This is a genomic window from Streptomyces sp. NPDC086549 (genome assembly GCF_044746205.1).
Lineage (GTDB): Bacteria > Actinomycetota > Actinomycetes > Streptomycetales > Streptomycetaceae > Streptomyces.
Genome location: NZ_JBIVBS010000026.1, coordinates 61,523 through 79,650 on the forward strand (window position 1 = coordinate 61,523; position 18,128 = coordinate 79,650).

Here is an 18,128-nt window from a genome sequence, read left to right on the forward strand (position 1 = left end):
ATGCTCGCACGGCCGTTGAGGCACCGCACCGGAAGAACGCTGCCCGACCCCACGGCCGGCTGAGCCGATGCGTGCCGATCGCGTCTTCGCGTACGGCGCCACCGCCGGCCTCCTCGGCGACCTGCTCCTGGGCGATCCACGCCGCGGGCATCCGGTCGCCGCGTTCGGCCGTGCGGCGGGAGCCGTGGAACAGCTGCTGTGGCGGGACCACCGGGGGTGGGGCGCCCTGCACACCGCCGTCTGCGTCGGTGGCACCGCCGCCCTCGGCGCCCTCGCCCAAAGCGGCGTGCGCACGTCAGCGGCCGCCTCCGTCGCGCTCACCGCCGCCGCCACCTGGGCGGTCGTCGGGGGGACTTCGCTCGCCCGGGAGGCCCGGGTCATCGGGCGTGCCCTGGAGGCGGGCGATGTGGACGGGGCACGTGCCCGGCTGCCCCATCTGTGCGGGCGGGACCCACAGGCCCTCGACGCCGACGGAATCGCGCGGGCGGTGGTGGAGTCCGTCGCGGAGAACACGTCCGACGCGGTCGTGGGGGCCTTGGTGTGGGGTGCCGTGGCCGGCGTGCCCGGTCTCCTCGGTTTCCGCGCCGTGAACACGCTCGACGCCATGGTCGGGCACAAGTCCCCCCGGTACCGGCGCTACGGGTGGGCCTCCGCCCGGCTCGACGACGTCGCCGGGTGGCCGGGGGCGCGGCTCACCGCCGTACTGGCCGCCGCCGCGGGCCCGGATCCACGCGGAGCGCTCCGTGCCTGGCGGGCGGACGCGCACAGACATCCGAGTCCCAACGCGGGGCCCGTCGAGGCCTCCTTCGCGGGGGCGTTGGGCGTACGGCTCGGCGGAACCCTCTCCTACGGCGGGCGGGTCGAGCACCGGCCCGTGCTCAACGGTGACGGCCGCGCCGTGACCACCAAGGACATCGACCGGGCCGTACGGCTCTCCCGTCGGGTCGGTCTGCTCGCGCTCGGCACCGGCATCGCCGCGCGCGCCATCGTGGCGAAGACAAGGGGGCGCAGGTCATGAACGGTGGTCTACTCGTCGCCGGTACCACCTCCGACGCCGGCAAGAGCGTCGTGACGGCGGGGATCTGCCGGTGGCTCGTGCGGCAGGGAGTCAAGGTCGCGCCCTTCAAGGCGCAGAACATGTCCCTCAATTCGTTCGTGACGCGGGAGGGCGCCGAGATCGGGCGGGCGCAGGCCATGCAGGCCCAGGCGTGCCGGGTGGAGCCCAGCGCGCTCATGAATCCCGTGCTGCTCAAGCCCGGTGGCGAGCAGAGCAGCCAAGTCGTGCTGCTGGGCAAGCCCGTCGGCGAACTCAGCGCGCGCGGCTACCACGGCGGACGGCAGCAGCAACTCCTCGGGACCGTTCTCGACTGTCTCGCCGAGTTGCGGGGCAGGTATGACGCGGTGATCTGTGAGGGGGCCGGTTCGCCCGCGGAGATCAATCTGCGCAGGACCGACATCGTGAACATGGGGATCGCCCGGAACGCCCGGCTCCCCGTACTCGTCGTCGGCGACATCGACCGCGGGGGCGTCTTCGCCTCCTTCTTCGGGACCGTCGCCCTGCTCTCCCCCGAGGACCAGGAACTCGTCGCCGGATTCCTCGTCAACAAGTTCCGGGGGGACGTCAGCCTCCTGGAGCCGGGACTCGACATGCTGCACGGCCTCACCGGGCGGCACACCTACGGGGTACTGCCGTTCCGGCACGGGCTCGGGATCGACGAGGAGGACGGGCTGCGCGTGTCGCTGCGCGGCACCGTGCGCGAGTCGAACGTCTCCGCGCCCGTCGGGGAGGACGTGCTGCGGATCGCCGTGTGCGCCATCCCCCTCATGTCCAACTTCACGGACGTGGACGCGCTGGCCGCCGAACCGGGTGTCGTGGTGCGCTTCGTGGACCGGCCGGAGGAACTGGCGGACGCCGACCTCGTCGTGATCCCGGGCACCCGGGGAACGGTCCGCGCGCTGGAGTGGCTGCGGGAGCGCGGTCTCGCCGAGGCCCTCGTCCGAAGGGCCGCCGAGCAGAGGCCCGTTCTCGGCATCTGCGGCGGCTTCCAGATCCTTGGCGAGCACATCGAGGACGAGGTCGAGAGCCGGCGGGGGCATGTCGACGGGCTCGGCCTCCTTCCCGTCCGGGTGCGGTTCGCCCGGGAGAAGACCCTGACCCGGCCGACGGGGGAAGCCCTCGGTGAGCACGTCGAGGGGTACGAGATCCACCACGGGGTCGCCTCCATGGCCGGAGGTGAACCCTTCCTGGACGGCTGCCGGGTCGGCCAGACCTGGGGCACGCACTGGCACGGCTCCCTGGAGTCGGACGGCTTCCGGCGGGCCTTCCTGCGCGAGGTGGCGGCCGCCGCGGGCCGCCGCTTCGTCCCGGCCGCCGACACCTCGTTCGCCGCGCTGCGCGAGGAGCAGCTCGACCGGCTCGGCGACCTGATCGAACAGCACGCGGACACCGACGCGCTCTGGCGGCTCATCGAGTCGGGCGCGCCGCAAGGACTGCCTTTCATTCCACCGGGAGCGCCCGCATGAGCACAGTGTTGTTGTTGTCGACCGCCGACACCGATCTGCTGGCGGCCCGGGCCTCCGGCGCGTCCTACCTGATCGGCAACCCGACCCGGGTCGACGTCGCCGAAGAGCTTCCGGGACTCGTCCGGCGGGCCGACATCGCCGTCGTACGGCTGCTCGGCGGAAAGCGCGCCTGGGAGGACGGGCTCGCCGCGCTGAAGGCCGCGGGGATCCCGACCGTGCTGCTGGGCGGGGAGTCGGTGCCCGACGCCGAGCTGATGGCCGACTCGTCCGTGCCGGCCGGCGTCGTGGCCGAGGCGCTGCGCTACCTCGTCGAGGGCGGGCCCGCCAACCTCACCGAACTCGCCCGGTTCCTGTCCGACACCGTGCTGCTCACGGGCGAAGGGTTCGTCGAGCCGCGGAAGATGCCCGAGTACGGCGTCCACGGCGAGCGCGACCACGTCGAGGGCCGTCCGACCATCGGGGTGCTCTTCTACCGGGCCCACGAACTGAGCGGCAACACCGCCTTCCTCGACACGCTGTGCGACGCGGTCGAGGCGCACGGCGCCAACGCCCTTCCCGTGTACTGCGGCTCACTGCGCGGTGCCGACGCCGGGCTGTACGAGATCCTCGGCCGCGCCGACGCCCTCGTCGCCACGGTCCTCGCCGCGGGCGGCACACACGCCTCGCAGGCGTCGGCGGGCGGCGACGAGGAGGCCTGGGACATCGGAGCCCTCGCCGACCTGGACATCCCGGTGCTGCAGGGCCTCTGCCTGACCTCCTCCCGTGCCGCGTGGGACGAGTCCGACGCCGCCGTCTCCCCCATGGACGCGGCGATGCAGGTCGCGATCCCGGAGTTCGACGGCCGCCTCATCACCGTGCCGTTCTCCTTCAAGGAGCAGGGTCCCGACGACGTCCCGGTGTACGTCGCCGACCCCGAGCGCGCCGGGCGCGTCGCCGGAATCGCCGTACGGCACGCGCGGCTGAAGCACAAGGCGAACGCCGAGAAGAAGGTGGCGCTCGTCTTCACGGCCTACCCGACCAAGCACTCGCGGGTCGGCAACGCGGTGGGGCTCGACACACCGGCCTCGGCGGTACGGGTGCTGGACGCGCTGCGGGACGCGGGGTACGCGCTGACCGAGTACCCGGACAACGGCGACGAGTTGATCCACCGGCTCATCGGGGCCGGCGGCCACGACGTCGAGTGGCTCACGGAGGAGCAGCTGGCCGCCGCGCCCGCGCGCGTGCCGCTCGCCGACTACCGGGCGTGGTTCGACAAGCTCGACCCGGAGCTCCGGAACGCCATGCTGGAGGCGTGGGGCGAGCCGCCGGGCTCGTTGTACGTCGACGGGGACGAGATCGTCCTCGCCTCCCTCCGGTTCGGGAACGTCGTCGTCATGATCCAGCCGCCGCGCGGCTTCGGGGAGAACCCGATCGCGATCTACCACGACCCCGACATGCCGCCGTCGCACCACTACATGGCGGCGTACCGGTGGCTGGAGAACAGTTTCGGCGCGGACGCGATCGTGCACATGGGCAAGCACGGCACGATGGAGTGGCTGCCGGGCAAGGGGCTGGGCCTGTCGCGCGGGTGCGCGCCGGACGCCGTTCTCGGCGACCTGCCCCTGATCTACCCCTTCATCGTCAACGACCCCGGCGAGGGCACCCAGGCCAAGCGCCGGGGCCACGCCACTGTCGTCGACCACCTCGTACCGCCCATGGCCCGTGCCGACACGTACGGCGACCTGGCCAAGCTGGAGCAGCTGCTCGACGAGTACGCGCTCGTCTCCGACCTGGACCCGACGAAGGCGCCGACCGTCCGCGCCCAGATCTGGACCCTCGTCAAGGCCGCCGAGCTCCACCACGACCTGCACGTCGACGAGCAGCCGGACGAGGGCGACTTCGACGAGTTCGTCATGCACATCGACGGCTATCTGTGCGAGATCAAGGACGTGCAGATCCGGGACGGCCTGCACATCCTCGGCGGCGGCCCGGTCGCGGAGCCGCGCGTCAACCTGGTCCTGGCCGTGCTGCGCGCCTCGCAGGTGTGGGGCGGGCAGGCGAACGCCCTGCCGGGGCTCAGGGCTTCGCTGGCCGAGCACTTCGGGCTGGTGGAGAAGGAGCTGCTCGCCGAGCCGGGCGCGCCGGTGAAGGTACCGGTGGAGCTGACGGATCTGGCCGAGGGCCCCTCGCGCACGGCCGCCGACGCGATCGACCTGCTGGAGCAGCTGTGCCGGCGGGTCGCCGAGGGCATGGAAGCGCGGGCGTGGGACGTCACGGCGGTGCCCGCCCTGGTCCGTGACGTACTCGGCACCGAACTCCCCGACGCCGTCGCCGTGCTGGAGTTCGCCTGCACCGAGGTGGTGCCGCGGCTGGCGCGGACCACCGACGAGATCGGCCACATCCTCCGAGCGCTGAACGGCGGTTACGTCCCGGCGGGCCCGTCGGGTTCGCCGACGCGCGGCCTGGTGAACGTGCTGCCGACCGGCCGGAACTTCTACTCGGTCGACCCCAAGGCCATTCCGTCCCGGCTGAGTTGGGAGGTCGGACAGTCGCTCGCCGACTCGCTGGTGCAGCGGTATCTGAGCGACACCGGCGAGTACCCGAAGTCGGTCGGCCTCACGGTGTGGGGCACGTCCGCCATGCGCACCCAGGGCGACGACATCGCCGAGATCCTGGCGCTGCTGGGCTGCCGTCCGGTGTGGGACGACGCGTCGCGCCGGGTGACCGGATTCGAGGTGGTGTCGCTGGAGGAGCTGGGGCGCCCGCGCATCGACGTCACGGTCCGCATCTCCGGTTTCTTCCGGGACGCGTTCCCGCACGTGGTGGGGCTGATCGACGACGCGGTGCGGGCGGTGGCGGAGCTGGAGGAGTCCGCCGAGTCCAACTTCGTACGGGCGCACGTGGACGAGGACGCTGCGCTGCACGGCGACCGGCGGCGCGCGACGGCCCGTGTCTTCGGCTCCAAGCCGGGTGCGTACGGCGCCGGTCTGCTGCCGCTGATCGACGCCCGCAACTGGCGGTCCGATGCGGACCTGGCCGAGGTGTACGCGGTGTGGGGCGGCTACGCCTACGGGCGCGGGCTGGACGGGCGGGCGGCGCGCGGGGACATGGAGACGGCGTTCCGGCGGATCGCGGTGGCAGCGAAGAACGTCGACACCCGCGAGCACGACCTCGTCGACGCCGACGACTACTTCCAGTACCACGGCGGCATGGTCGCCATGGTGCGGCACCTGACAGGGGCGAGCCCCGAGGCCTACGTCGGCGACTCGGCCGTACCGGACCAGGTGAAGACCCGCACGCTGGGCGAGGAGACCCACCGGGTCTTCCGGGCGCGCGTGGTCAACCCGCGTTGGATGAGCGCCATGAGGAGGCACGGCTACAAGGGCGCCTTCGAGATGGCGGCGACCGTGGACTACCTGTTCGGGTACGACGCCACGGCCGGGGTCGTGGACGACTGGATGTACGAGAAGCTCAGCGCCGAGTACGTCTTCGACGCCGAGAACCGGGACTTCATGCGGAAGTCCAACCCCTGGGCGCTGCGCGGGATCACGGAGCGGCTCCTGGAGGCCGCCGACCGCGGGCTGTGGGCCGAGCCGGACGCGGACACGCTGGAGCGGCTGCGCGCCACCTATCTGGAGCTGGAAGGCGACTTGGAGGACGACGAGAAGTGAGTACCCCCTTTCCGTTCACGGCCGTCGTCGGCCAGGACGACCTGCGGCTCGCGCTGCTGCTGAACGCCGTGTCCCCGGCGGTCGGCGGTGTGCTGGTGCGCGGCGAGAAGGGCACCGCCAAGTCCACGGCCGTCCGCGCGCTCTCGGCGCTGCTGCCGGCGGTGGACGTGGTCCCCGGATGCCGGTTCTCGTGCGACCCGGCCTCCCCCGACCCCGGGTGCCCGGACGGTCCGCACGAGGCGGGTGCCGGTACGGGGCGGCCCGCGCGCATGGTGGAGCTGCCGGTCGGCGCCTCCGAGGACCGGCTCGTGGGCGCCCTCGACATCGAGCGGGCGCTCGCGGAGGGCGTGAAGGCCTTCGAGCCCGGCCTGCTGGCCGACGCGCACCGCGGGATCCTGTACGTCGATGAGGTCAACCTGCTTCACGACCACCTCGTCGACCTGCTGCTGGACGCGGCCGCGATGGGCGCGTCGTACGTCGAGCGGGAGGGTGTGTCCGTACGGCATGCCGCCCGCTTCCTGCTCGTCGGCACCATGAACCCCGAAGAGGGCGAGCTGCGGCCGCAGTTGCTCGACCGGTTCGGGCTGACCGTGGAGGTCGCGGCCTCGCGGGAGCCGGAGCAGCGGGTGGAGGTCGTCCGGCGGCGCCTGGCGTACGACGACGACCCGGGCGGGTTCGCTGCGCGGTGGGCGGACGAGGAAGCGGACGTACGTCAACGCATCATCGCCGCACGGAAGTTGTTGCCGTCCGTGCGGCTCGGCGACGGGGCGCTGCGGCAGATCGCGGCGACCTGTGCCGCCTTCGAGGTGGACGGCATGCGGGCCGACATCGTGATGGCGCGTACGGCGACGGCGCTGGCGGCCTGGGCGGGGCGCACCGACGTGCTCGCCGAGGACGTGCGGCAGGCGGCGCTGCTGGCGCTGCCGCACCGGCGCAGGCGGAATCCGTTCGACGCGCCGGGACTCGACGAGGACAAGCTCGACGAGACGCTGGAGGAGTTCGGGGGCTCCCCCGAGGACGAGGATCCCGACCCGGACGGGCCCGGTGGCGGAGGTGGGCAGCCCACGCCCGACAGCGGTCCGCAGGGCGGTGACACGTCCGCCCGGCCCGAGGCCGGGGAGGGCGGGGAGCCGCAGGCCTCCGGTGCCGGCTCGGGCGAGCAGGCCCCCGCACGGGCTGCCGAGCCGTTCCGCACCAAGGTGCTGAGCGTGCCCGGGATCGGCGAGGGTGCCGCCGGGCGGCGTTCGCGGGCGCGGACCGAGCACGGGCGGACAACGGGCGCACGGAGGCCGCAGGGGAAGCTCTCCAAGCTGCATCTGGCGGCCACCGTCCAGGCGGCGGCGCCGCATCAACGGGCGCGGGGCCGCTCCGGGCCGGGGCTGGTCGTGCGCCGGGACGATCTGCGGCAGGCCACCCGTGAGGGGCGCGAGGGGAACCTCGTGCTGTTCGTGGTCGACGCCTCCGGGTCCATGGCGGCCCGGCAGCGGATGAGTGCCGTGAAGGGAGCCGTGCTGTCGCTGCTGCTCGACGCCTACCAGCGGCGGGACAAGGTGGGCCTGGTGACCTTCCGCGGCAAGGACGCGCAGGTCGCGCTGCCGCCGACCTCGTCCGTGGACGCGGCGGCGGCCCGGCTGGAGTCGCTGCCCACGGGCGGGAGGACTCCGCTCGCGGCCGGACTGCTGAAGGCGCACGAGGTGCTGCGGGTCGAGCGGCTGCGGGATCCGGCGCGGCGGGCGCTCGTCGTGGTGGTGACCGACGGGCGGGCCACGGGCGGTCCCGAGCCGGTCGCCCTGGCGGGGCGTGCGGCGCGGCTGTTCGCGGCCGAGGGGGTCGCCTCCGTGGTCGTGGACTGCGAGTCGGGGCCGGTGCGGCTGGGGCTGGCCGGAGGACTCGCGGGTGAGCTGGGCGGTACGGCGGTGACGCTGGACGAGCTGCGGGCCGACAGCATCGCCGGGTTGGTCAGGAATGTGCAGGGGACTTCGAGGAGGGCCGCGTAATGCCTCAGGGGCAGCCGAGTGTGATCCCGGACGACGGACTGACGACGCGGCAGCGGCGCAACCGGCCGCTCGTCGTCGTGCACACGGGGATCGGCAAGGGCAAGTCGACCGCGGCCTTCGGGCTCGCGCTGCGCGCCTGGGACCAGGGGTGGCCCATCGGGGTGTTCCAGTTCGTCAAGTCGGCCAAGTGGAAGGTCGGCGAGGAGAACGCGCTCAAGGTGCTGGGCGCCTCCGGCGAGGGCGGGACCGTCGACTGGCACAAGATGGGCGAGGGCTGGTCGTGGGTGCAGCGCGATGCCCAGATGGACAACGAGGAGAAGGCCCGGGAGGGCTGGGAGCAGGTCAAGCGTGACCTGGCCGCCGAGACGTACCGGCTGTACGTGCTCGACGAGTTCGCGTACCCCATGCACTGGGGGTGGGTCGACACCGACGAAGTCATCGACGTGCTGCGCGACCGGCCCGGCACCCAGCATGTCGTGATCACCGGGCGGAACGCGCCCGAGAAGCTGGTCGGCTTCGCGGACCTCGTCACCGACATGTCCAAGGTCAAGCACCCCATGGACGTCGGCCAGAAGGGCCAGAGGGGCATCGAGTGGTGATGTCCTCCTCCGTGCCCCGGCTGGTCGTTGCCGCGCCCGCCTCGGGCAGCGGCAAGACCACCGTTGCCACGGGGTTGATGGCCGCGCTGGCCGGGCGGGGGCTCGCCGTGTCCCCGCACAAGGTCGGGCCCGACTACATCGACCCCGGGTATCACGCGCTCGCCACCGGGCGTGTGGGGCGGAACCTCGACGCGTACCTGTGCGGGCCGGGCCTGATCGGTCCGCTGTTCGCGCACGGTGCGCGCGGGTGCGACATCGCCGTCGTCGAGGGTGTGATGGGGCTGTACGACGGGGCCGCCGGGGAGGGTGAGCTGGCGTCCACCGCCCATGTGGCGAAGCTGCTGCGGGCACCGGTGGTGCTGGTCGTGGACGCCTCGTCGCAGTCGCGGTCGGTGGCCGCGCTGGTGCACGGGTTCGCCTCCTGGGATCCGGAGGTGCGGGTCGGGGGCGTGATCCTGAACAAGGTCGCGTCGGACCGGCATGAGGCCCTGTTGCGAGACGCGTTGGACTCGGCCGGGGTGCCCGTGCTGGGGGCGCTGCGGCGGGTGGCTCAGGTCGATACCCCGTCACGGCATCTCGGGCTGGTACCGGTCGCCGAGCGGAGGGCGTCGGCGGTGGAGGCCGTTGCCGCGATGGCGGCGCAGGTCTCCGACGGGTGTGATCTGGATGCGCTGACGGCGCTGGCACGGAGTGCCGGTGCGTTGTCGGCTGCGGCTTGGGACGCGGCTGAGGCCGTCGCCTCGCCCACCCACGACCACCCGACTCGGCCGGCCGAGAAGCGGGCGCCCGTGGTGGCTGTTGCCGGCGGGGAAGCGTTCACCTTCTCCTACGCCGAGCACACCGAACTCCTCACCGCCGCCGGGGCCGAGGTCGTCACCTTCGACCCCCTCCGGGACGAGCAACTGCCCGACGGGACGAGCGGGTTGGTCATAGGCGGGGGGTTCCCCGAGGTGTACGCGGCCGAGCTGTCCGCCAACGAGCCCCTCAGGAAGGCCGTCGCCGGGCTCGCGCTCAGCGGTGCTCCCGTCGCCGCCGAGTGCGCCGGGCTGCTCTATCTGTGCCGGGAGCTCGACGGGGAGCCGATGTGCGGGGTGCTCGACGCCACCGCCCGCATGAATGAACGGCTCACCCTCGGCTATCGCGACGCCGTGGCAGTGTCGGACAGTTCACTCGCCGCCGCCGGAACCCGGATGCGCGGGCACGAGTTCCATCGGACGGTCGTCGAGCCCGGCTCGGGGGCGGCTCCGGCCTGGGGCGTGCGCGCCCCCGACCGGCGCGTCGAAGGTTTCGTACAACAAGGTGTGCACGCGAGTTATCTGCACACGCACTGGGCGTCCGTGCCCGGTGTGGCCCGTCGGTTCGTGGAGAGGTGCCGGACGTCATGAGCAGCAGGCTGGTCGGAGTCGGGGTCGGGCCCGGTGATCCGGAGCTGGTGACCGTCAAGGGCGTCAACGCGCTGCGCGCGGCGGCTGTCGTCGTCGTACCCGTCATGGCTGCGTCTGATGGAACCGATGGGGGGGAACGCGGGCGGGCCGAGGCGACCGTGCTGCACTACGTGCCCGAGGAGAAGGTCGTCCGGGTGGTGTTCGCGCTCAACGAGCGGACCGACCGGGGGCGCCGGGAGGCCGCCTGGGACGCGGCCGGTGAACGGGTCGCCGAGCTGCTCCGGGGGCACGGGTCCGTCGCCTTCGCGACGATCGGTGACCCGAACGTGTACTCCACCTTCACCTATCTGGCGCAGACGATCGTGGAGCTGGTGCCGGGGACGGTCGTCGAGACCGTGCCCGGGATCACCGCCATGCAGGATCTCGCGGCGCGGTCCGGGGCCGTGCTGACCGAGGGCACCGAGCCGCTGACGCTCGTGCCGGTCACGGCCGGGGCCGAGGTGCTCAAGGAGGCCCTGAACGGGCCGGGGACGGTCGTGGCGTACAAGTTCGGGCGGCAGGCCCGGGAGGTGGCCGAGGCGCTGCGGGAGACCGGGCGGATCGGTGACGCGGTGTGGGGGTCGGCGCTGGGGCTGCCGGAGGAGTCCATCCGGCCCGCCGGCGACCTGGACGGGGCCCCGCTGCCGTACCTCTCCACGCTCATCGCGCCCGCGCGGCGCGACGGCGGCCGGGGCAGCAAGCTGTGACGGCACGCGCACCGCACGGCTCAGCCGGAGATGCCCACCACCAGCCAGATGAACGCCGCGCCCGCGACCGTGCACAGCAGCGTCGAGCGGGCGGGGTGCTCGTGGTGGGCCTCGGGGAGGATCTCGGCGGCGGCGAGGTAGAGGAGCGCGCCGCCGAAGAGGCCGAGATAGCCGCCGAGCAGTTGCTGCGGGATGGTGAGGAAGGCCGTCGACAGCGCGCCGAGGACCGGTGCGCAGGCGTCCGCCACCAGCATGGCGACCGCCTTGCGGCGGGCGTTGCCGTACAGGCGCGTGATGGTGAACGTGTTGAAGCCGTCCGCGAAGTCATGGGCGATCACGGCGAGCGCGACCGCCGCGGCCATGCCGCCGCCCACCTGGAAGGCCGCGCCGATGGCCACGCCGTCCATGGCGCTGTGGCCGACCATCGCCGCGGCCGCCGCGAGGCCCACCTCGGGCGCTCGGTGACCGTGCTCCTCTCCGCCGTGCGCGGCCTGCCGCGCGGCGAGGAGACGTTCCACCAGATGGGCCGCGAGAAAACCGGCCACGAACAGCAGCAGGGCCACCGGCACGCCGAAAACCGGCCGGCCCGCCGCGCGCAGGGCCTCCGGCAGCAGGTCCAGGCCGACCACACCGAGCATCAGACCGCCGGCCAGGCCCAGGACGAGGTGGCGACGGTCGGTCACGCGCTGTGCCGTCCATCCGCCGACCAGCGTCATCAGGAACGCGCCGAGCGCGACGAAGACCGCCATGGGGCCTTGCTATCCGATCGCACCCCGATCGCGCACATCCGGCCACACTTCCACCCACCCACACCATGACATTTCGCACGAGAGGACCCCTTCCCATGGCCGATGCCCCCACCGGCAAGGTGACGTTCGTCGGTGCCGGCCCCGGCGCCGCCGACCTTCTGACGTTCCGGGCCGCGCGCGCCATCGCCGAGGCCGACGTCGTGATCTGGGCGGCCAGCCTGGTCCAGGCGGAGGTCCTCCAGCACGCCCGCGAGGACGCGGAGATCCTCGACTCGGCGGCCATGTCCCTGGAGGACGTCGTCGCCGTCTACGGGCGTGCGCGCGCCGAGGGCCTGAAGGTGGCCCGTATCCACTCCGGCGACCCGGCCCTGTGGGGCGGTACGCAGGAGCAGGTCGACCGGTGCGCTCAGATCGGGATCGAGACGGAGATCGTGCCCGGCGTCTCCTCCTTCTCCGCCGTGGCCGCCCTCGCGCAGCGCGAGCTGACCATCCCCGAGATCGCGCAGTCCGTGGTCCTCACCCGGCTGGGCGGCGGCAAGACGCCGATGCCGCCCGGCGAGGAGGTGCGCGAGTTCGCCCGGCACGGCACGACCATGGCGATCTTCCTGTCCGCCGCCCGCAGCGGGCAGCTGGTGCGGGAGCTGCTGGAGGGCGGCTATCCGACGACCACCCCGGTCGTCGTCGCCTACCAGGCGACCTGGCCCGAGGAACTGGTCGTGAAGTGCACGATCGGCACGCTGGAGGAGACGGTCAAGGAGCACAAGCTCTGGAAGCACACGCTGTTCCTGGTCGGCCCGGCCCTGGACGCGCACGGCACCCGCTCGCACCTCTACCACCCCGGTCACTTCCACGGCTACCGCAAGGCCGACCCCCAGGCCCGCAAGGAGCTGCGCGAGCGGGGTGCGAGCACATGACCCCGCTGATCACCGTCGTCGGTACGGGGACCGGGGTGCCGGTTCCTGAGAACGTCCTCGCCGGGGCCGGGCTGGTCGTCGGCGGGCGGCGCCATCTGGAGGCCGTACGGCTGCCCGAGGCGGCGGAGCGGATCGTCCTCGGGCCGCTGGCGCCCGCACTGGACGCCGTCGAGCGGTATCTCGACAAGGACACCCGGGTCGTCGTGCTGGCCTCCGGGGATCCCGGGTTCTTCGGGATCGTGCGGGCGCTGGCGGAGCGGTTCGGAGCCGGGCGGCTCGACGTACGCCCCGGTGTCTCGTCCGTCGCGACGGCCTTCGCGCGGCTGGGGCTGCCCTGGGACGACGCGGTGGTGGTCAGCGCGCACGGGCGGGACCTGCGCACGGCGGTCAACGCGTGCCGGGCGCATCCCAAGGTGGCCGTGCTGACCGGGCCGGGGGCGGGTCCCGCCGAGCTGGGCGCGGCGGTTCCCGGAGACCGGGTCCTCGTCGTGGCGAGCGCGCTCGGCGATCCGGAGCGCGAGCGCGTGGAGCGGGTGACGCCCGCCGAGGCCGCGGTCCGGGACTGGGGTACGGCGGTGAGCGTGGTGCTGTGCCTGGACGAGGCACGGGCGCTGGGGGCCGTACGGACCGTCGCCGGCGGACCCGACCGGCCCGCCCGGTGGGCCCTGGACGAGGCCGAGTTCGCGCACCGCGACTCGATGATCACCAAGTTCGAGGTGCGGGCCCTGGCGCTGGCCAGGCTGGGGCCCCGGCTCGGCGACCTGGTCTGGGACGTCGGCGCGGGCTCCGGGTCCGTGGCCGTCGAGTGCGCGCGGCTCGGTGCCGCCGCCGTCGCGGTCGAGAAGACCTCCGACGGGGTCGAGCGGGTCCGTGCCAACGCGGCGGCGCACGGCGTGGACGTGCGTGTGGTGCACGGTCAGGCCCCGGACGCGCTGTCCGGACTCGACGACCCCGACGCCGTGTTCATCGGCGGCGGGGGACGCGAACTGCCCGCGATCGTGGCCGCGTGCGCGCGGCGGGCCCGGCGGACGGTGGTGATCGCGATGGCCGCGCTCGACCGGGTACCGGCCGCCCGCGAGGCGCTCACCGGCGCCGGGTTCTCGTGTGACGGCGTGCTGCTGCAGTCGTCGCGGCTGGCGCCGCTGCCTGGGGACGTGACCCGGCTCGCGGCCACCAATCCAGTGTTTCTGCTGTGGGGCGTCCGGCCTCAAGCCCGTACCGAAGGAGTTGCCCTGTGATCGGCCTGATTTCCGCCACCGCGGCGGGCGCGGCGGCGCGCGACCGGCTGGCGGCCGCCTGGCCGGACCGTACGCGGGTGTACGAGGGTCCCGTCGGGGACGCCGTGCGGGCCGCGTTCGCGGAGTGCGAGCAGCTGGTGTGCTTCCTCGCCACCGGGGCCGTGGTACGCCTGGTCGCGCCGCTGCTGGGCGACAAGGCGTCCGACCCCGGTGTGGTGTGCGTCGACGAGGGCGGGCGGTTCGCCGTGTCGCTGCTGGGCGGGCACGGCGGCGGGGCCAATGGACTCGCCCGCGCGGTGGGCGGGTTGCTCGGTGCCGAGCCCGTGGTGACGACCGCGACCGACGCCGCCGGGCTGCCGGGCCTCGACACGCTCGGGTTTCCCTTCGAGGGGTCCGTCGCGACCGTGTCCCGGGCCCTGCTGGACGGTGAACCCGTCGCGCTGGAGGCCGAGTTGCCGTGGCCGCTGCCGGCGCTGCCGACGGCGCCGCGGGGGTCGTACACCATCCGGCTGACCGACCGGGCCGTCGAGCCGGGCGAGCGCGAGGTGCTGCTGCGCCCGCCGTCCCTGGTCGTCGGTGTCGGCGCGTCGAAGGGCGCTCCCGTGGAGGAGGTGCTGGGGCTGGTCGAGGCCGCGCTGCGGGACGCCGGACTCTCCGCCGCGTCCGTCGCCGAACTCGCCACCGTCGACGCCAAGTCCGGCGAGCCCGGCATCGTCGCCGCCGCCGAGCGCCTCGGTGTGCCCCTGGTGACGTACTCCGCCGAGGAGCTGGCGAAGGTCGAGGTGCCCAACCCCTCCGACGCGCCGCTCGTCGCCGTGGGCACCCCTTCCGTCGCCGAGGCCGCCGCCCTCGTCCGCGGCGGCGAACTCCTCGTCCCCAAGCGCAAGTCCGAGGCACAGCCGGCGATGGCGACCTGTGCGGTCGTACGGCGGCCGGGGCGTGGGCGGCTCGCGGTGGTCGGGCTGGGGCCGGGTGCCCGGGATCTGCTCACCCCGCGCGCCGAGGCGGAGCTGCGGCGCGCCTCCGTGCTCGTCGGCCTCGACCAGTACGTCGACCAGATCCGCGACCTGCTGCGGCCCGGCACCCGGATCCTGGAGTCGGGTCTCGGGGCCGAGGAGGAGCGGGCCCGGACGGCGGTCGCCGAGGCCCGCGCGGGCCATGCGGTCGCGCTGATCGGCAGCGGGGACGCGGGGGTGTACGCGATGGCCTCCCCCGCGCTCGCCGAGGCGTCCGACGACATCGACGTGATCGGTGTACCGGGTGTGACGGCGGCGCTCGCGGCCGGGGCGATCCTGGGCGCGCCGCTGGGCCACGACCACGTGTCGATCAGCCTCTCCGACCTCCACACGCCGTGGGAGGTCATCGAGCGGCGGGTGCGGGCCGCGGCGGAGGCGGACATCGTGGTGACCTTCTACAACCCGCGCTCGCGGGGCCGGGACTGGCAACTGCCGAAGGCCCTGGCGATCCTCGCGGAGCACCGGGAGCCGACGACGCCGGTCGGTGTCGTGCGCAACGCCTCGCGGCCGGACGAGTCCAGCCGCCTGACCACCCTGGTCGCCCTGGACCCGGCGACGGTCGACATGATGACGGTCGTGACCGTGGGCAACACGGCGACCCGGGACATCGCGGGGCGCATGGTCACCCCGCGCGGTTACCGCTGGCAGGAAGGCTCCCAGGAGGAGGCCAAGTGAACCGTGTCGTTCATCCGATCGAGCAGGAGTCCTTCCGGCGGCTGCGCGCCCGCCTGGACACCTCGCACTTCGCGCCGCTGACCCGGGCGGTGGTGGAGCGGGTCATCCACTCCGCCGCCGACCTGGAGTACGCGACCGACCTCGTCATGGCCGAGGGCGACCTGGAGAAGGCGCACACCGCGCTGCACGCAGGGGCGCCCGTGGTCGTGGACGTGGAGATGGTCGCGGCCGGGATCACCCGGCGGGAGACCGTCTGCCGGCTGGGGGACGCCGAGGCCGGGCCGGGGCTGACCCGTTCGGCGCACGCGATCCGGCTGGCGTACGAGCAGGTCGGGCCCGGCGCGCTCTGGGTGATCGGCTGTGCGCCGACCGCCCTGGAGGAGCTGCTCGCCCTGGACGCCTCGCCGGCGCTCGTCATCGGGCTGCCCGTAGGTTTCGTCGGCGCGGCCGAGTCCAAGGCCGCGTTGCGCGAGAGCGGGCTGCCCGCCGTCAGCAACGTGTCCGAGAAGGGCGGTTCCGCGGTGGCCGCCGCCGCGCTCAACGCCCTGCTGTACCACCCCACTTCGAAGGAGAACGCGTGACCACCCCGCCGCCCGCCCTGCTCATCGCCGGCCATGGCACCCGGGACGATGCCGGAGCCGAGGCGTTCCGCGACTTCGTACGGGAGCTGGGGCGCCGCCACCCCGAACTGCCCGTCGCGGGCGGGTTCATCGAGCTGTCCCCGCCGCCGCTGGGCGAGGCCGTGACCGAGCTGGTCGAGCGGGGCGTGCGCCGTTTCGCCGCCGTCCCGCTGATGCTGGTGTCCGCCGGGCACGCCAAGGGCGACATCCCGGCCGCGCTGAGCCGCGAGAAGGAGCGGCACCCCGGGATCACGTACACGTACGGCCGCCCGCTGGGCCCGCATCCGGCACTGCTGAACGTGCTGGAGCGGCGCCTGGACGAGGCCCTCGGCGCCGAGGGCGGGCGGGCCCCGCTGGACCGGGCGGACGTGACCGTGCTGCTGGTCGGGCGCGGTTCGACGGACCCGGACGCCAACGCCGAGGTGCACAAGGCGGCCCGCCTGCTGTGGGAGGGGCGCGGGTACGCGGGCGTGGAGACGGCGTTCGTGTCGCTGGCGGCGCCGGACGTGCCGAGCGGCCTCGACCGCTGCGCGAAGCTCGGGGCGCGCCGGATCGTCGTCCTGCCCTACTTCCTCTTCACCGGCATCCTGCCCGACCGTGTGCGGCAGCAGACGGAGGGCTGGGCGGCCGCGCACCCGGAGATCGACGTGCGGTCGGCCGATGTCATCGGACCCGAGCCCGAGCTGCTCGACCTGGTGATGGAGCGCTACGAGGAGGCCGTCAAGGGCGACCTGCGGATGAACTGCGACTCGTGCGTGTACCGCATCGCGCTGCCCGGCTTCGAGAACAAGGTGGGCGTGCCGCAGCAGCCGCACTTCCACCCGGACGACGACGGTCACGACCACCACGGGCACGGGCATCACCATCACGGCGGACATGCCCATGCGCACTGAGGACACCACCGGGCACGATCTGCGCCACCACGGTGACGCCGAGGTCCGTGACGACGGGTCGGCGCTGGTCGACCTCGCCGTCAACGTCCGTGCCGACACGCCTCCGGTGTGGCTGCGGGAGCGGATCGCCGAGTCGCTGACCGGTCTCGCGGCCTACCCGGACGGGCGGTCCGCGCGGGCGGCGGTGGCGGCACGGCACGGTGTCCCGCCGGAGCGAGTGCTGCTGACGGCGGGCGCGGCCGAGGCGTTCGTACTGCTCGCGCGGGCCCTCGACGTACGTCGGCCGGTCGTCGTGCATCCGCAGTTCACGGAGCCGGAGGCGGCGTTGCGCGACGCCGGCCACACCGTGGACCGGGTGCTGCTGCGGGAGGAGGACGGCTTCCGGCTGGACCCGGCGGCCGTGCCCGAGGACGCCGACCTGGTGGTGCTCGGGAACCCGACGAACCCGACGTCGGTGCTGCACCCGGCGGCGACGATCGCCCGGCTCGCCCGGCCCGGGCGGACGCTGGTGGTCGACGAGGCCTTCATGGACGCGGTGCCGGGTGAGCGGGAGGCGCTGGCCGGCCGGACCGACGTACCCGGTCTGGTCGTCCTGCGCAGTCTGACGAAGACCTGGGGCCTTGCCGGGCTGCGGATCGGCTACGTCCTGGCCGCACCGGAGACGATCGAGGAGCTGGAACGGGCCCAGCCGCTGTGGCCGGTGTCCACCCCCGCGCTGGCGGCGGCGCGGGCGTGCGTGGCGTCCCAGGCGCTGGCGGAGGCGGCCCACGCGGCCCACCGCATCGCGGCGGACCGCGCTCATCTCGTCGCGGGCCTGGAGGAGTTCGCCCCGGAGGGGCTACGGGTGGTGACTCCGGCGGAGGGCCCCTTCGTCCTCGTACGCCTGCCCCGGGCGTCCACGGTCCGCCGCCACCTGCGCAACCTCGGCTATGCGGTCCGGCGCGGTGACACCTTCCCCGGGCTGGACGACGAGTGGCTCCGCCTTGCGGTGCGGGACCGCACGACGGTGAACGGCTTCCTGCAGGCCTTGGACAAGGCGGTGACGCTGGCTGGGCAGTGAGGACGCCGGGCAATATCAGCCCGTCCGGCGTTTGAGGACGAGGCCGTTCAGGCCGAAGCGGGG

General features: G+C 73.7%; 14 protein-coding genes. 13 read left to right on the plus strand and 1 reads right to left on the minus strand.

The annotated features are described in order from the left end of the window. Nucleotides 1-67 precede the first annotated feature (67 nt). Genes ACIPSA_RS45930 through cobI form a run of 7 tightly spaced genes read left to right on the plus strand, consistent with a single transcriptional unit; the run spans nt 68 to nt 10,900 of the window. Nucleotides 68-1,018 carry a cobalamin biosynthesis protein gene (locus ACIPSA_RS45930; protein ID WP_402646870.1) on the plus strand — a complete coding sequence of 317 codons (951 nt, stop codon included), beginning with the start codon at nt 68-70 and terminating at the stop codon, nt 1,016-1,018. Beyond that, entirely contained in the window at nt 1,015-2,523 is a 1,509-nt protein-coding gene (locus tag ACIPSA_RS45935) for a cobyric acid synthase (protein ID WP_402646871.1), read from the plus strand. The genes ACIPSA_RS45930 and ACIPSA_RS45935 overlap by 4 nt, the downstream gene beginning before the upstream one ends. Continuing rightward, nucleotides 2,520-6,173: a cobaltochelatase subunit CobN gene (cobN, locus tag ACIPSA_RS45940; protein ID WP_402646873.1), complete on the plus strand. Its 3,654-nt coding sequence runs from the start codon at nt 2,520-2,522 to the stop codon at nt 6,171-6,173. Before ACIPSA_RS45935 ends, cobN begins: the two co-directional genes overlap by 4 nt. Then, on the plus strand, nt 6,170-8,170 hold the full coding sequence (locus tag ACIPSA_RS45945; RefSeq protein ID WP_402646876.1) for a putative cobaltochelatase: 2,001 nt from the start codon (nt 6,170-6,172) through the stop codon (nt 8,168-8,170). Before cobN ends, ACIPSA_RS45945 begins: the two co-directional genes overlap by 4 nt. Further along, a complete protein-coding gene (cobO, locus tag ACIPSA_RS45950) occupies nt 8,170-8,769 on the plus strand; it encodes a cob(I)yrinic acid a,c-diamide adenosyltransferase (RefSeq protein ID WP_402646878.1) in 600 nt (199 codons plus the stop codon). Before ACIPSA_RS45945 ends, cobO begins: the two co-directional genes overlap by 1 nt. Further along, a complete protein-coding gene (locus ACIPSA_RS45955; RefSeq protein ID WP_402646881.1) occupies nt 8,769-10,154 on the plus strand; it encodes a cobyrinate a,c-diamide synthase in 1,386 nt (461 codons plus the stop codon). The genes cobO and ACIPSA_RS45955 overlap by 1 nt, the downstream gene beginning before the upstream one ends. Further along, nucleotides 10,151-10,900, plus strand: coding sequence for a precorrin-2 C(20)-methyltransferase (gene cobI, locus ACIPSA_RS45960; RefSeq protein WP_402646883.1), 750 nt, complete (start codon nt 10,151-10,153; stop codon nt 10,898-10,900). The genes ACIPSA_RS45955 and cobI overlap by 4 nt, the downstream gene beginning before the upstream one ends. 20 nt (nt 10,901-10,920) lie before the next feature. On the opposite strand, the gene ACIPSA_RS45965 is transcribed toward cobI, so the two are convergent. Then, the gene (locus ACIPSA_RS45965; RefSeq protein ID WP_402646884.1) at nt 10,921-11,649 is read right to left on the minus strand and encodes a ZIP family metal transporter; all 729 of its coding nucleotides are present in this window, start codon (nt 11,647-11,649) and stop codon (nt 10,921-10,923) included. A 95-nt stretch (nt 11,650-11,744) separates the two neighbouring features. Between ACIPSA_RS45965 and cobM the strand changes: the two genes are divergently transcribed. The 6 genes from cobM to cobC are packed head-to-tail and all read left to right on the plus strand — an operon-like array spanning nt 11,745 to nt 18,065. After that, entirely contained in the window at nt 11,745-12,563 is an 819-nt protein-coding gene (gene cobM / locus ACIPSA_RS45970; RefSeq protein ID WP_402646886.1) for a precorrin-4 C(11)-methyltransferase, read from the plus strand. 5 nt (nt 12,564-12,568) lie between these two features. Continuing rightward, nucleotides 12,569-13,801: a precorrin-6y C5,15-methyltransferase (decarboxylating) subunit CbiE gene (gene cbiE, locus ACIPSA_RS45975; protein WP_402646966.1), complete on the plus strand. Its 1,233-nt coding sequence runs from the start codon at nt 12,569-12,571 to the stop codon at nt 13,799-13,801. Continuing rightward, nucleotides 13,798-15,492, plus strand: coding sequence for a precorrin-3B C(17)-methyltransferase (cobJ, locus tag ACIPSA_RS45980; protein ID WP_402646889.1), 1,695 nt, complete (start codon nt 13,798-13,800; stop codon nt 15,490-15,492). Before cbiE ends, cobJ begins: the two co-directional genes overlap by 4 nt. Beyond that, the gene (locus ACIPSA_RS45985) at nt 15,489-16,073 is read left to right on the plus strand and encodes a precorrin-8X methylmutase (protein WP_402646890.1); all 585 of its coding nucleotides are present in this window, start codon (nt 15,489-15,491) and stop codon (nt 16,071-16,073) included. Before cobJ ends, ACIPSA_RS45985 begins: the two co-directional genes overlap by 4 nt. Next, on the plus strand, nt 16,070-17,005 hold the full coding sequence (locus tag ACIPSA_RS45990) for a sirohydrochlorin chelatase (protein ID WP_402646893.1): 936 nt from the start codon (nt 16,070-16,072) through the stop codon (nt 17,003-17,005). The genes ACIPSA_RS45985 and ACIPSA_RS45990 overlap by 4 nt, the downstream gene beginning before the upstream one ends. Further along, entirely contained in the window at nt 16,989-18,065 is a 1,077-nt protein-coding gene (gene cobC, locus ACIPSA_RS45995) for an Rv2231c family pyridoxal phosphate-dependent protein CobC (RefSeq protein WP_402646894.1), read from the plus strand. Before ACIPSA_RS45990 ends, cobC begins: the two co-directional genes overlap by 17 nt. The last annotated feature ends 63 nt before the right edge of the window (nt 18,066-18,128 follow it).

Excerpts from the sequence above, each read along its gene's own strand:
- cobM (WP_402646886.1), top strand. The coding sequence starts at position 11,745 with ATGGCCGATGCCCCCACCGGCAAGGTGACGTTCGTCGGTGCCGGCCCC.
- ACIPSA_RS45930 (WP_402646870.1), top strand. The coding sequence starts at position 68 with ATGCGTGCCGATCGCGTCTTCGCGTACGGCGCCACCGCCGGCCTCCTC.
- cobC (WP_402646894.1), top strand. The coding sequence starts at position 16,989 with ATGCCCATGCGCACTGAGGACACCACCGGGCACGATCTGCGCCACCAC.
- ACIPSA_RS45965 (WP_402646884.1), bottom strand. The coding sequence starts at position 11,649 with ATGGCGGTCTTCGTCGCGCTCGGCGCGTTCCTGATGACGCTGGTCGGC.
- cobN (WP_402646873.1), top strand. The coding sequence starts at position 2,520 with ATGAGCACAGTGTTGTTGTTGTCGACCGCCGACACCGATCTGCTGGCG.
- ACIPSA_RS45935 (WP_402646871.1), top strand. The coding sequence starts at position 1,015 with ATGAACGGTGGTCTACTCGTCGCCGGTACCACCTCCGACGCCGGCAAG.
- ACIPSA_RS45955 (WP_402646881.1), top strand. The coding sequence starts at position 8,769 with ATGTCCTCCTCCGTGCCCCGGCTGGTCGTTGCCGCGCCCGCCTCGGGC.
- cobO (WP_402646878.1), top strand. The coding sequence starts at position 8,170 with ATGCCTCAGGGGCAGCCGAGTGTGATCCCGGACGACGGACTGACGACG.
- cobI (WP_402646883.1), top strand. The coding sequence starts at position 10,151 with ATGAGCAGCAGGCTGGTCGGAGTCGGGGTCGGGCCCGGTGATCCGGAG.